At 61.4% G+C, this 12463-nt stretch carries 13 protein-coding genes; 10 read left to right on the top strand and 3 right to left on the bottom strand.

All coding sequences use genetic code 11. The annotated features are described in order from the left end of the window. Positions 1-155 precede the first annotated feature (155 nt). The 6 genes from L5014_RS03350 (at position 156) to L5014_RS03325 (ending at position 7372) form a co-directional block, all read left to right on the top strand. Entirely contained in the window at positions 156-524 is a 369-nt protein-coding gene (locus L5014_RS03350) for a hypothetical protein (protein WP_042973715.1), read from the top strand. 92 nt (positions 525-616) lie between these two features. Beyond that, complete coding sequence (locus L5014_RS03345) at positions 617-1909, top strand: TolC family protein (RefSeq protein WP_238462179.1); 1293 nt, start codon at positions 617-619, stop codon at positions 1907-1909. Positions 1910-1919: 10 nt separating this feature from the next. After that, the gene (locus tag L5014_RS03340) at positions 1920-3443 is read left to right on the top strand and encodes an efflux RND transporter periplasmic adaptor subunit (RefSeq protein ID WP_238462178.1); all 1524 of its coding nucleotides are present in this window, start codon (positions 1920-1922) and stop codon (positions 3441-3443) included. Then, on the top strand, positions 3440-6646 hold the full coding sequence (locus L5014_RS03335) for an efflux RND transporter permease subunit (protein ID WP_238462177.1): 3207 nt from the start codon (positions 3440-3442) through the stop codon (positions 6644-6646). Before L5014_RS03340 ends, L5014_RS03335 begins: the two co-directional genes overlap by 4 nt. Continuing rightward, entirely contained in the window at positions 6643-6990 is a 348-nt protein-coding gene (locus L5014_RS03330) for a copper-binding protein (protein ID WP_238462176.1), read from the top strand. The genes L5014_RS03335 and L5014_RS03330 overlap by 4 nt, the downstream gene beginning before the upstream one ends. 94 nt (positions 6991-7084) lie before the next feature. After that, complete coding sequence (locus tag L5014_RS03325; protein WP_238462175.1) at positions 7085-7372, top strand: hypothetical protein; 288 nt, start codon at positions 7085-7087, stop codon at positions 7370-7372. 378 nt (positions 7373-7750) lie between these two features. On the opposite strand, the gene L5014_RS03320 is transcribed toward L5014_RS03325, so the two are convergent. The 3 genes from L5014_RS03320 to L5014_RS03310 all read right to left on the bottom strand — a co-directional run bounded on the left by L5014_RS03320 (position 7751) and on the right by L5014_RS03310 (position 9782). Next, on the bottom strand, positions 7751-8326 hold the full coding sequence (locus L5014_RS03320; protein ID WP_238462174.1) for a carboxymuconolactone decarboxylase family protein: 576 nt from the start codon (positions 8324-8326) through the stop codon (positions 7751-7753). Positions 8327-8416: 90 nt separating this feature from the next. Continuing rightward, the gene (locus tag L5014_RS03315; protein WP_232542463.1) at positions 8417-8977 is read right to left on the bottom strand and encodes a TetR/AcrR family transcriptional regulator; all 561 of its coding nucleotides are present in this window, start codon (positions 8975-8977) and stop codon (positions 8417-8419) included. A gap of 112 nt (positions 8978-9089) precedes the next feature. Continuing rightward, positions 9090-9782 (bottom strand): haloacid dehalogenase type II, encoded by a 693-nt coding sequence (locus tag L5014_RS03310; protein WP_238462173.1) that lies wholly within the window; start codon positions 9780-9782, stop codon positions 9090-9092. A gap of 265 nt (positions 9783-10047) precedes the next feature. On the opposite strand from L5014_RS03310, the gene L5014_RS03305 reads away from it, so the two are divergent. The 4 genes from L5014_RS03305 to L5014_RS03290 are packed head-to-tail and all read left to right on the top strand — an operon-like array spanning position 10048 to position 12463. Continuing rightward, positions 10048-10299, top strand: a complete 252-nt coding sequence (locus L5014_RS03305; RefSeq protein WP_021157824.1) for a BufA1 family periplasmic bufferin-type metallophore — start codon at positions 10048-10050, stop codon at positions 10297-10299. Positions 10300-10306: 7 nt separating this feature from the next. After that, positions 10307-11209, top strand: a complete 903-nt coding sequence (gene bufB, locus L5014_RS03300; protein ID WP_238462172.1) for an MNIO family bufferin maturase — start codon at positions 10307-10309, stop codon at positions 11207-11209. Continuing rightward, on the top strand, positions 11193-11969 hold the full coding sequence (locus L5014_RS03295; RefSeq protein ID WP_238462171.1) for an HvfC/BufC N-terminal domain-containing protein: 777 nt from the start codon (positions 11193-11195) through the stop codon (positions 11967-11969). The genes bufB and L5014_RS03295 overlap by 17 nt, the downstream gene beginning before the upstream one ends. Before the next feature lie 26 nt (positions 11970-11995). Continuing rightward, positions 11996-12463 (top strand): DoxX family protein, encoded by a 468-nt coding sequence (locus L5014_RS03290; protein ID WP_021157827.1) that lies wholly within the window; start codon positions 11996-11998, stop codon positions 12461-12463.

Genomic DNA, 12463 nt, shown 5'->3' with positions numbered 1-12463 from the left:
AAGGATGCCGGGCTAACTCTACAGTGGACCGAAGCACGCGTGAAATACTGGTGGCATTGAGGGACCAGAGCCACCGACGAGGATTGGGGACACCGAAAGTTTTTCGGTCCACGGGCGGCGGCTATACTGAGAACCGCCGAGCTATAATCCATGCCATGAAACTGCTTCGGACCGTCATTCTCTTGCTGCTCTGCGCCGTGCTGCCCATAAGTGGGCTGGCAGCGAGCGGCTTGACTGGCGAATGCCCGATGCAGCACACCATGTCCATGGACACGGACTCCGGCATGTCGGCCGATATGCCTGACTGCGACATGATGAAGTCGCAGTCCGTCGGCAAAGCCAAGGCTAAGGGCGTGTTCTGTAAGGTCACTGCCCAGTGCCAGTTCGGCAGCCTGTACCATCCGGTCGCCCGCACGGACGTCAGCCACCCAGCAGCGCTCGTGCGTCCGGTCGTCTTCCACTACGCCGATTCCCTTCCGGTTCGCGACCCGAACGGGTTGTGGCGCCCTCCGCGCCTCAGCTAATCCCAAGCTAACAGGTTCACCGCAATTGCGGTGAGATTCGTCCTATGCCAGGACGTGGAATCCCTGTGGGATTTCGCCGTTGGGGTTAGAACATGCCATTCACTTATGGCACGCCGCTGGGTCGGCGTGTTCCTTGGCGCGCGCATACGCTTTTTGCCGCGCTTCTAATTGCGGGCGTTGCTCACGCCCAACAAGCAGCTTTCACGCTCGACGCCGCGCTGCAGTCGGCGACCGACCAGTCCGCATCGATGCAGGCGGCACAGGCCTCCGTACGCGCCAGCTCGGAAGCGGCCGTCAAGGCCGGCCAGTTGCCCGACCCGATGCTCAAGGCCGGCATCGACAACCTGCCGATCAACGGCGGCCAGCGCTTCACCATCGGTCAGGATTTCATGACGGCGCGGCGCATCGGCATTGAACAGGAGTGGGTTTCCGGCAACAAGCGACGGCTGCGTTCCACGCTCGCAAGCGAGATGGTCGGCCGCGAACGCGCCGGCTATCTGATGCAGCTGGCCAATGTCCGTCAACAAACCGCGACCGCGTGGCTGAATGCCATCTACGCGAAACAAGCACTCGCGCTTCAGCAAGCATTGCTGGACCACATGAGCCACGAACTGGCGGCCACGAAGGCGTCCTATCGCGGTGCGAAGGCGAGCGCTGCCGACGTGACTCAGGCCCAAGCCATGCTTGCGCAGACGCAGGACCAGGTACTGAAGGCGCAGCAGACCTACCAGACTGCAACGATCGGCCTGTCTCGCTGGACGGCCGTGCCGGTGACCGACGTGACCGGACAGCCGCCCGCGCCCGAGTCCTTCGTTTCATCGCTGCCCCTAGAAGAACTGCGCATTTTGCAGCCGGCGCTCGTTGCCGCAGCCGACGACATCGCGGTGGCCGAGGCGGATACGGCAGTCGCCAACAGCGAGCGCAGTCCAAACTGGACGTGGGAAATCGCGTACCAGCAGCGCGGCGGAGCGTACTCAAACATGGTGTCGGTCGGCGTCACGATTCCGTTGCCGCTCAATCGGAAGAATCGCCAGAACCGCGACGTCGCCGAAAAGGCCGAACTCGCGACCAAGGCGCGCCTCACGTACGAGGACACACTGCGCCAGGTACTGGCAGACATTCGCAGCCAGTCCGCCATCCTGGCCAGCGGCCGCGAGCGCATTACCCATCTGAGCCAATCCCTGTTGCCGGCGGCGGACCAACGCGTCCAGCTTGCGAACGCCGCCTATCGCGCCGGTACGGGGCCACTCGCTGACACGTTCGCCGCCCGTCGCGCTCAACTGGATGCCCAACTTCAGGTGCTCGACCTCAAGCGCGAGGTCTCGCAAACCTGGGCTCAGCTCGAATATCAAGTCGTGCCGTCCACGATGGCCGCAGCTCAGTGAGGGAGAACACATGACCAGCAAACCACTGGTGCGCGCCGTGCTGACCGTGTTCGCCGGCGCGGCCCTGCTCGGGGCAGGCTACGTCATCGGTACACGCCACGCGTCGATCGGCGCAGCGGCGGCGCCCACCGCTGTCGCTGCTGCTGGCGAAAAGCTCGATCCGAAGACCGGCAGAAAGGTGCTGTATTGGCATGACCCGATGGTGCCGAACCAGCATTTCGACAAGCCGGGCAAATCGCCTTTCATGGACATGCAGCTCGAACCCGTCTATGCGGATGAAGGCGGTGGCTCGTACGGCATCAAGATCGACCCGGGTCTGCAGCAGAACCTCGGCATCCGCTATACGACCGTTCGCCGGCAGGATACGACTGGCGGATTCGATGCCGTTGGCACCACGCAATTCGATGAGTCGCGCTCGGATGTTGTTCAGTCGCGCGTGACAGGCTACATCGACCGCCTGTACGCCAGCGCACCCATGCAGCGCATCGCTAAAGGCGCGCCGATTGCGTCGCTGTTCGTGCCGGACTGGCTCGCGCCGCAAGAGGAATACCTCGCACTCAGGCACGGTGCCATGGACGGTGGTCTGCTCGAGGCGTCACGTGTGCGCATGCGTGCGCTGTCGATTCCCGACGGCGTCATCGCCGATCTCGATCGGACTGGCAAAGCGCAAACACACGTCGTTCTGACGTCGCCGGAGACGGGCGTCGTCAGTGAACTCAACGTTCGGGACGGTGCGATGGTGGCACCGGGACAGACGCTCGCGAAAATCTCCGGCTTGTCGAAGCTGTGGCTCATCGTCGAAATTCCCGAAGCGCTCGCGACGAGCGTGCAGCCCGGCATGACGGTCGACGCGACGTTTGCCGGAGACCCGGCCCAGCACTTCGCCGGGCACATCCGGGAAATCCTTCCCGGCATCAGCACCAGCAGCCGCACGCTGCAAGCGCGCCTGGAAATCGACAACAGCGCGCTCAGGCTGACCCCGGGCATGTTGATGCGCGTGCACGTCGGTGGCCAGAAAGCCGCGTCGCGTTTGCTCGTGCCGTCCGAAGCGGTCATCACGACCGGCAAGCGCTCGGTCGTCATCGTGAAGAACAGCGACGGTCGCCTTCAACCGGCGTCTGTCACCATCGGCAATGACGTCGGCAACGAGACCGAGGTCCTCAACGGATTGAACGAAGGTGATACCGTCGTCGCGTCAGGCCAGTTCCTCATCGATTCCGAAGCCAGCCTGAAATCGGTTCTCCCTCGCCTGCAGAGCGGTGCCGCCGCCAGCGCTACCAATCCGGCATCCGCCGCAGCCACACAGACCTATGAAACGACTGGCAAGGTCGAAAAGGTCACCGCCGCGGACATCACGTTCTCTCACCAGCCCGTTCCCGCGCTCGGCTGGGGCGCGATGACGATGGCGTTCAACAAGCCCGCACCAAACGCTTTCCCGGACGTCAAGGCCGGGCAAACCGTGCACTTTGTCTTCAAGCAAACGGACGCCGGCTATCAGCTGACGAAGATTGAACCTGCCGGAGACGCAAAATGATTGCGCGCCTCATTCGCTGGTCGATTCACAATCGCTTCCTCGTGCTGCTCGCGACCGTGCTCGTCACGGCATGGGGCGTCTACTCGCTCAAGGAAACGCCGCTCGATGCGCTGCCGGACCTGTCGGATACGCAGGTCATCATCAAGGCGTCGTATCCGGGCAAGGCGCCCCAGGTCATCGAGGACCAGGTCACGTATCCGCTCGCGACGACGCTGCTCGGCGTGCCCGGCGCGAAGACCATTCGCGCATACTCGTCGTTCGGCGACGCGTTCGTGTACGTGCTGTTCGATGACAAGACGGACCAGTACTGGGCGCGCTCGCGCGTGCTGGAGTACCTGAATCTGGTGCAAAGCCGTCTGCCGCAGGGCGCGACCGTTTCGCTCGGTCCCGATGCGACCGGCGTCGGCTGGGTGTACGAGTACGCGCTCGTCGACCGAAGCGGGCAACACGACCTCGGGCAACTGCGCGCGCTCAACGACTGGTTCCTCAAATTCGAGCTGAAGTCGGTGCCGGATGTGTCCGAAGTCGCCAGCATCGGCGGGATGGTGCGTCAGTATCAGGTGGTGCTCGACCCGGACAAGCTGCGCGCCTACGGCATCACGCAGGCGATGGTGGCCGATTCGCTGGGCAAGGCCAACCAGGAGTCCGGCGGCTCGGTCGTCGAACTCGCCGAGTCGGAGTACATGGTGCGCTCGTCCGGCTACCTGCGCTCGCTCGATGACTTCCGCAATATCGTGCTGCGTACGAACGACGCCGGCACGCCGGTGCTGCTGGGCGACGTGGCGCGTATCCAAATCGGTCCGGAGATGCGTCGCGGCATCGCCGAACTCAACGGTGAAGGGGAAGTCGCGGGTGGCGTCATCGTCATGCGCTCGGGCAAGAACGCGTTGACGACCATCGATGCCGTCAAGGCCAAGCTCGCCGACCTGCGGCGCTCGCTGCCGCCCGGTGTCGAGGTCGTCACGACTTACGACCGCTCGCAGCTCATCGAACGCGCGGTGGACAATCTGAAGGACAAGCTCGTCGAGGAATTCATCATCGTCGGGCTCGTCTGCGCGACGTTCCTGTTTCATCTGCGAAGCGCGTTCGTTGCGATCCTGTCACTTCCGCTCGGCGTCCTGGCTGCGTTCATCGTCATGCGCTATCAGGGCGTGAATGCGAACCTGATGTCGCTCGGCGGCATCGCGATTGCCATCGGCGCAATGATTGACGCGGCCATCGTCATGATCGAGAACGCGCACAAGCACCTGGAGGCGTATGACCATGCGCATCCAGCCGCTCCGATGTCGGCCGCGCACCGTTGGGAACTGATAGCAACCTCGGCGGTGGAAGTCGGCCCTGCGCTGTTCTTCTCGCTGCTCATCATCACGCTGTCGTTCATTCCGGTGTTCTCGCTGGAAGGCCAGGAAGGCAAGCTGTTCTCGCCGCTCGCGTTCACGAAAACCTACACAATTGCCGCCGCCGCCGGACTGTCGGTGACACTCGTGCCAGTGCTGATGGGATATCTCGTCCGTGGGCGCATTCCGCACGAGAACGCGAATCCGATCAACCGTGTGCTGATTCGGCTGTACCGGCCACTGCTCGACGGAACCCTGCGGCGTCCGTGGCTCGCCATCGGCTTGGCGGGCGTCGCATTAGCGCTGACCATCATTCCGGTTTCCCGTCTCGGGGGCGAGTTCATGCCGCCGCTCGACGAGGGCGATTTGCTGTACATGCCTACCGCGCTGCCGGGTATTTCGGCGCAGAAGGCGTCCGAGTTGCTGCAGCAGACCGACCGCCTCATCAAGACGGTGCCCGAGGTGGCGACGGTATTCGGCAAGTCCGGGCGCGCTGATACGGCCACGGACCCGGCGCCGCTCGAGATGTTCGAAACGACGATTCACTTCAAGCCGCGCAGCCAGTGGCGGCCGGGCATGACGCCGGAAAAGCTGGTTGACGAGCTGGACCGAACCGTCAAGGTGCCGGGCCTGTCGAACGTGTGGGTGCCGCCAATCCGCAACCGGCTCGACATGCTGTCCACCGGGATCAAGACGCCGGTCGGCGTCAAGATCTCCGGGCCCGACCTGACGCAGATCGACCGCATCGCGACGCAGGTCGAAGCCGCGGTGAAGCACGTGCCCGGCGTGACGTCCGCGCTCGCAGAAAGGCTGAACGGCGGCCGCTACATCGACGTCGACATCGACCGCCTGGCCGCCGCGCGCTACGGGCTGTCGGTCGCGGACGTGCAGTCGGTCGTGTCGTCGGCGATCGGCGGCGAGAACGTCGGGGAGATGATCGCCGGCCGCGAGCGCTTCCCGATCAACATCCGCTATCCGCGTGAAATACGCGATTCGCTCGACCTGTTGCGGCAGTTGCCGGTCGTCACGGAGCGCGGCGCACAAATCCGGCTCGGCGACGTTGCACACATCACGATTGCCGACGGCCCGCCGATGATTCGCAGTGAGAACGCCCGACTTTCAGGGTATGTCTACATTGATATCCGCAATACGGACCTTCAATCGGCTGTCCAGGCGATGCAGAAGGCCGTTGTGCAACAGGTCAGGCTGCCACCGGGCTATTCGATCGCCTGGTCGGGACAGTTCGAGTACCTAAAGCGGGCAGCGGCGAAGCTACGCACCGTCATCCCGGTCACGCTCGTTGTCATCTTCGTGCTGTTGTTTCTGACGTTCAATTCCACGGCGGACGCACTGTTGCTGATGTCGACCGTGCCGTTCGCACTCGTCGGCGGTTTTTGGCTCATCTGGGTACTGGGCCACTCGGTCTCCGTCGCAACATCGGTCGGCTTCATCGCGCTCGCTGGCGTGGCGGCCGAATTCGGCGTCGTGATGCTGCTCTACCTGAAGGGCGCGTTGAACCGTCGGCTGGAAGCGGGCGAGCCACTCACTGAGGCGTTGCTCTTCGATGCGATTCGCGAAGGTGCCGTGCTGCGCGTGCGGCCCAAGGCGATGACGGTTGCCGTCGTTCTTGCGGGCCTTATCCCCATCATGGTCGGACACGGTGCCGGCTCCGAAGTCATGCAGCGTATTGCCGCCCCGATGGTGGGTGGCATGGTTACGGCGCCGCTGCTTTCCATGTTCGTCATCCCCTCAGCCTGGTTCCTGTTGCAGCGCCGCCGCGTGCGAAAACTGAATCAGACGCGGTCATTCCAATCAGTTCCATCCGGCATGCAAGTGCGGTCCACCCAATCGGGAGAAACTCAATGAAGAAGCTGTTTGTTACCGTCGTCGCTGCCGGTGCTATCGGCGCATTTGCCGCTCCGGCGTTCGCCGGCGATGACATGGCCGGCATGTCGACGAAAACCTCGGCATCGACGCCGTCGAATGCGGCACTTGCCGACGCGGAGGTGAAAAAGGTCGATGCCGCCAGCGGCATGGTGACGCTGAAGCACGGTGCACTCGAGAACGTCGGCATGCCGCCGATGACGATGGCGTTCAAGGCCAAGGATGCCGCGATGGTCAGCCAGGTTCACGAGGGCGACAAGGTCAAGGTCCGAGTCGAAAGCGTCAACGGAACGCTTACCATCGTGAAGCTGGTGAAGCAGTCCTGACGGTTTGCTGAATCGTGCGCAGGCTCGCCCTTCGGGGCGGCCTGCGCCGTCAGGGCGAAGGAGGACAACGATACTGACCACATGAATCCTGGCGATGGCACGCATGGGTCGAATTGCGGACCTGCTCCATCTTGCGTTGCACGCTGCAATTGGCCTCTTGGTCGCTCTGAATACCCTTACGACTCACTCGGCCAGTGAAGCGAACTTGTTACCAGCTGAACGCGCCTTTCCATTGGAAATCTCGCTCAGCGGACCGCAACAAGTGGACCGCGCGTTCAAAACACATCCCGGTTATTACCTCCATCGAAACCACCACGCCGGGATTTCGGAAGTGGGAAAAATGCAGGCGGCCGGCGACGCGAAATTCGCGCCCAAGGGATGAGCGGCGGCCGCTTCAGTCCAGGGACAGGAGGGTCCAATGGAATTGAAATGCGTTATCCCGGTGGTGCGTCCCGACATGTTGCAGGTACTTGAGCGACGCTTATGCGCGCTTCACATCCACGGCGTGACCGTGACAAGCGTCAGCGGATTTGGTGTGCACCCGAATCTCTTTGCGAACGTCTGGGCCACCGAACACATCAAAGCGGAGATCTTCACAACCTCCGACAAGGCCGACGGGCTCACGAAGGAAATCATGGATGTCTCAAAGGAGCAGTCGGTGGGGGCGGCATCGCGGAATACAGACGTCCGAGAATCGAAACCGGCGGCGCTTGCAGTCTGCACGGCCCGACGAGGCGGGCCGCAGGCTGGCGACGCGATGTTAGGCGGCAGGCGTCCAGGCGAAATCATTGAACTTCTGGTCAACTTCCGTATGGAACACGTGGTTCGAGTAGTTGCTGAGTGTTTTGACAGCGATCGCAAGAATGATCTCGAGGACGGTGCGTTCCGTATAGCCAGCCTCGATGAATGCGTGCAACTGCTCCGGAGATGGACGGCCGCGCGAAATCACCATCAGTCGAGTGAAGTCGGCCAGTGCTCCCAGTTTCGGATCATCGATCTGTCTGTCCGAACGGATCGCCTGCACGACCTCGGCGGGCGTCTTGGATACGGCTATCGCGATCATGCTGTGAGCCGCCATGCAGTAGGTGCATTCGTTGACACGGGAGATGGTGAGCAACACAGTTTCCTGCTCGGCGGGCGTCAGCGACGATTCCTTCCGAAACAGGTTGTAGCCGTGCAGGTAGGTGTCGAGCATGGCGGGATAATTCGCCATCCCGGAGTACATGTTGGGAATGAAACCCACTTGCTTGAGTGCGGTATCGAGTACTTCCTTGGAGCGCCCTTGTGCAGTATCAAGGCTGATCGGAGCAAGGGAAAGTCGTGCGGTCTGGCTCATGGCTGTGCCTCTGTGAAAGAAGATCGCAACACGTACGGATCTTCCGGTTGAAATCCATTTTGGACTAACTGACCAAAACGGGCAAAAAAATTAGATGCTCATGCTGGCGAGAATCGTATCGATGAAAGGTCGCATTTCCATTGCGGAAAAGCCGCTCTGGACCATGACTCGCAGGCCGGCAATACTCGTAATCAAAATTCGTGCCTGATTCTTGGCGTCGAGGTCCGTGCGGATTTCCCCGGCCTGCTGCCCCGCAACGATGAGCGCCTCGAATGCCTTTGCCATCGCCTCGAAGCCGGCCCGTGTCGTGCTGGCAATGTCCACATCGTGCCGACTGAGTTCGACGGCGGTATTCACCAGCAGGCAACCTCTCCCGTCGTCATTTCGCTTTGCAACGTCCCGAAGCAATGCGCGCAGCACGTCCATAACGTTCCGTCCGCGCACAGCGTGTTGAAGCGCTGCCGTTTTCAGCTTCGTGTAGCTGGCAACGGCCTCCTGAAGAAGCTCGGCTTTCGATCCGAACGTGTTGTAAAAGGACGACTTGCCAATTTTCATCCTTTCCGCAAGCTCATTCGCGGAGAGCGCCCCGTAACCACATTCCCAGAACGCGTCGACAGCTCGCGCCACGGCATCGCCACGGTCGAATTCCATCGGTCTTGCCATAAATTCCTCATGTTCCATTTTAGGCTGAGTGTACCAAAACTTCGTGCGCTCCGCATGGCCGGCGGGCGGCATAGTCAGGATGCGTTACTCGGTCGTCGCCTCATGCGGTGTCGGTGACGATGATTTTGTCGGCTACCGCAGCGAGATCAGGAGCGACGATGTCGGGTTGCACGCCGACCGGAAGCGGGGCATTTCCCGGTCGCGTGACGAGGGCCGCTGCATAACCCGCGGCGATCGCGCCGAGCGTGTCCCACGTATGCGCGGCGATCAGGCGAAGCCGGTCCGGCTCGACGGCAAGCTCGCTCGCGACGTGTGCATAGACTTCACGACTCGGCTTGAATCGTCTGACTTGATCCACCGAAAACATTCTCTCGAAATAGTGCGACAGGCCAGCGTTGTCGAGCGTGGACTGACCAGCCGGACTCGTTGAATTGGTCAACGTCACCATCCTGAAACCCGCGTCCGCCAATTGTGTCAGGGCCCCCGGTACTTCCCGATGGGGCGGTAGCCCTCCCATCGTGGTCACGAATTCGTCGACATCAGCAGGCGTGAGGGCGACGTTCCTGATGTCCGCAACCATTCGCAACACGGCCACCGCCAAGGCCCCGAACCCGGTGTACTCCCCACTGAGCGACACCGCCTGGGAATAGAGGATCAGCTCCGCAAACCATTGACGCATCACGCCCGCGTCGCCGAATACGCGGGCAAAGAACGGATGAAGCACCTCGATGTCCAGCAATGTTTCATTGACATCGAAGACGAGTATGCGGCGGCGTGAAGAGTGTTCAGACATGGAAGGCTCCCGCTTCGTTGGTGTCAGTTCGCGCGCGATGTCGCCCGGGCGGCGTCACGTGGCGATGGCAGACGGTTGGCACGATGCGTACCGCCGGCGGAACGAAACAGCATACCGGCTACCGGAAAAACCTGCTTGGCGAAGTCGCCAGGATTTGCTGTAAACGCTCGCGACTGGAGTCGTCTAACGAGTGACCTGACATGAAATCGCAGGGTCATCCTTTTTTACCAGTCGCCCTAATCGGGCCTACCAGGAGAATTGCAGCATGGACAACAAGCGACGTATCCTCATCGCCGCCGCGCTCGCGGGTGCCCTCGGCGCCGGTCTTTCCGCGACCGCGCAAGCCGACGAAGCCAAAATCAAGTGCTACGGTGTTGCGAAAGCCGGCCAGAACGACTGCGCGAGCAAGACGGGCGCCCACGCGTGCGCCGGCCAGTCGAAGAAGGATTTCGATCCGCTCGACTTCAAGATGATGCCGAAGACCTCGTGCGACAAGCTGGGCGGCAAGGAGGCCTGACGCAATCATGGCAACCGGACGATCAGTGCCCGAGTCGACGCGTATCCGCGCGGCCTGTGCGGCACGCCCGAGTCGCGATCTCGGTGTGGGCATTGGTCTCCGCCATGCACACTACCGCGATTTTCTCGACGAAAAGCAACCGGTGGACTGGCTGGAAGTCCATACAGAAAACTATCTGGGCAACGGTGGTTTCGATCTCCATGTGCTCGAGCAGGTTCGGCGGGATTATCCGCTGAGTTTTCATGGGGTCGGGCTTGGCCTTGGTTCCGCGATATCGCTCGACACCGGCCATCTCGAACGGATTACTGCGCTAGTGGACCGGTTCCAACCGGCGCTCGTTTCGGAACACCTGTGCTGGTCGGCCGTGCCGACGCGACATGTAAACGATTTGCTTCCGTTGCCTTTTACCAATGAGGCGCTCGACGTAGTGACACGACATGTCGATCAGATGCAGACTGTGCTGAAGCGGACCATCCTCCTTGAAAACATCTCGAGTCATCTGCGTTTCCGGCAGAACGAAATGAACGAGATGGAATTTCTCACGGCGGTCGTCAGGCGGACCGGTTGTGGGATTCTGCTTGACGTCAACAATCTCTACGTGAACCAGTGCAATCACGGGGAAGATGCCTTGGCCGCAATCGACCGCGTCCCGGCGGACACGGTGCAGGAAATCCATCTGGCCGGACATCTCGTCACCGCAGATTCCGTGGTCGACCACCACGGGAGCCAGGTATCGCCCGACGTCTGGGCGCTTTACCGGCATGCCATCGATCGCTTCGGAGTGGTTTCGACGCTCATCGAATGGGATACCAATGTTCCGACGATCGAGGTGTTGCTGGAGGAAGCCGCGATGGCGCGCCAGTTGGTCGAGGCACAGTCGTTGAGGAGGCACGATGGACAAGTCGCTTAAAGAAGTGCAGCGCGAGTTCGTCGAAGCATTGTTGCATCCGGCTGCCGGGCAACGCGTGCTTGACACGTTGGTCGGCGAGGACACGCATAACCAGAACCGCCTTGCGCTCTATCGCGGGAATCTGACCGGAACGTGGCACAGCGTTCTGGCGTCGGCCTATCCGGTGGTGCACGCGCTCGTCGGTGAGGACTTTTTCGTCGCGTTGTCCCGCGAATATGGGTTGGCCGATCCGTCCAGTTCGGGCGATCTCAACCAGTTCGGACATCGAATGGCAGACCTGCTGACATCGTGGCCACCAAGCGCGCCGTATCGTTATCTGGCAGACATCGCGCGACTCGAATGGGCTGTCCATCAGGCTTATTTTGCTGCGGATGTATTTCCGTGGTCAGTCGAGCGGTGGGCACGGCACGCGCCCCACGTGCTCGAGGCGGCTGCCATCTCGCTGAATCCTGCCGTTGCGCTGCTGCGTACGTCGACCTCCGCAGCCGACATGTGGATTGCGTATCAGGAATCCGGAAGCGAGTCAGTTGTACATGACATTGAGGCGCCACAATGGATCGTGGTTTCGCGCCCGTACTGGATTCCGAAGGTCCACGCTGTGACGCCGGCGGCATTCGAGATGCTGGAGGCGCTGCGTCTTGGCGAATCGCTCGGGGCAGCACTTGATATCGCACTGACAGTTGACGGCAATTTCGATTTCGGAGCGACGTGGCGGAGCTGGATCGAGCAGAAGATCGTCGTTGCCGCAGTATTCAAATGACCAACGATAAAGATGGGAGATGTGTGATGAATGCAGTGGTTAAGGCCAGCCTGACAGCCGAACGCTTCGACGCGGAACTGCGACGTTACGGCGGGGCACTCGTGAACCTCGGATTGCGATGGTTCGTGGGCTGGCAATTCTTCAAATCGGGACTCGTCAAGATCAGCGATTGGGGCAGCACGTTGTCGATGTTCCATGACGTCTACCACACGCCACTTTTACCGCCTGATATTGCGGCCGTGATGGGGGCCTTCGGCGAGCTCACGTTCCCGGTTCTGCTGTTTGTCGGATTCCTGTCGCGTCCGGCTGCCTTTGGATTGTTCTTCGTCAATGCAGTCGCCGTCATATCCTATCCCGATCTGTTCCATTTTGACTGTCCTGCAGCCATCCAAAGTCACCTGTATTGGGGCATTTCATTGTTGGTGCTGCTTGTATGGGGGCCGGGCATGCTGTCTCTGGATCACTGGCTGACGCGCAAACGAACGGGCCTCTGA

It is taken from the genome of Paraburkholderia tagetis, from assembly GCF_022213065.1.
GTDB classification, from domain to species: Bacteria; Pseudomonadota; Gammaproteobacteria; order Burkholderiales; family Burkholderiaceae; genus Paraburkholderia; species Paraburkholderia tagetis.
Note: the sequence above shows the minus strand (reverse complement) of the source record. Positions and strands in the feature narration are given on the sequence as shown.

What these genes read in the sequence shown, in the direction of transcription:
- L5014_RS03350 (WP_042973715.1), top strand. Translation starts at nt 156, where the DNA reads ATGAAACTGCTTCGGACCGTCATTCTCTTGCTGCTCTGCGCCGTGCTG.
- L5014_RS03340 (WP_238462178.1), top strand. Translation starts at nt 1,920, where the DNA reads ATGACCAGCAAACCACTGGTGCGCGCCGTGCTGACCGTGTTCGCCGGC.
- L5014_RS03305 (WP_021157824.1), top strand. Translation starts at nt 10,048, where the DNA reads ATGGACAACAAGCGACGTATCCTCATCGCCGCCGCGCTCGCGGGTGCC.
- L5014_RS03320 (WP_238462174.1), bottom strand. Translation starts at nt 8,326, where the DNA reads ATGAGCCAGACCGCACGACTTTCCCTTGCTCCGATCAGCCTTGATACT.
- L5014_RS03325 (WP_238462175.1), top strand. Translation starts at nt 7,085, where the DNA reads ATGGCACGCATGGGTCGAATTGCGGACCTGCTCCATCTTGCGTTGCAC.
- L5014_RS03315 (WP_232542463.1), bottom strand. Translation starts at nt 8,977, where the DNA reads ATGGAATTCGACCGTGGCGATGCCGTGGCGCGAGCTGTCGACGCGTTC.
- L5014_RS03295 (WP_238462171.1), top strand. Translation starts at nt 11,193, where the DNA reads ATGGACAAGTCGCTTAAAGAAGTGCAGCGCGAGTTCGTCGAAGCATTG.
- bufB (WP_238462172.1), top strand. Translation starts at nt 10,307, where the DNA reads ATGGCAACCGGACGATCAGTGCCCGAGTCGACGCGTATCCGCGCGGCC.
- L5014_RS03310 (WP_238462173.1), bottom strand. Translation starts at nt 9,782, where the DNA reads ATGTCTGAACACTCTTCACGCCGCCGCATACTCGTCTTCGATGTCAAT.
- L5014_RS03345 (WP_238462179.1), top strand. Translation starts at nt 617, where the DNA reads ATGCCATTCACTTATGGCACGCCGCTGGGTCGGCGTGTTCCTTGGCGC.
- L5014_RS03290 (WP_021157827.1), top strand. Translation starts at nt 11,996, where the DNA reads ATGAATGCAGTGGTTAAGGCCAGCCTGACAGCCGAACGCTTCGACGCG.
- L5014_RS03330 (WP_238462176.1), top strand. Translation starts at nt 6,643, where the DNA reads ATGAAGAAGCTGTTTGTTACCGTCGTCGCTGCCGGTGCTATCGGCGCA.
- L5014_RS03335 (WP_238462177.1), top strand. Translation starts at nt 3,440, where the DNA reads ATGATTGCGCGCCTCATTCGCTGGTCGATTCACAATCGCTTCCTCGTG.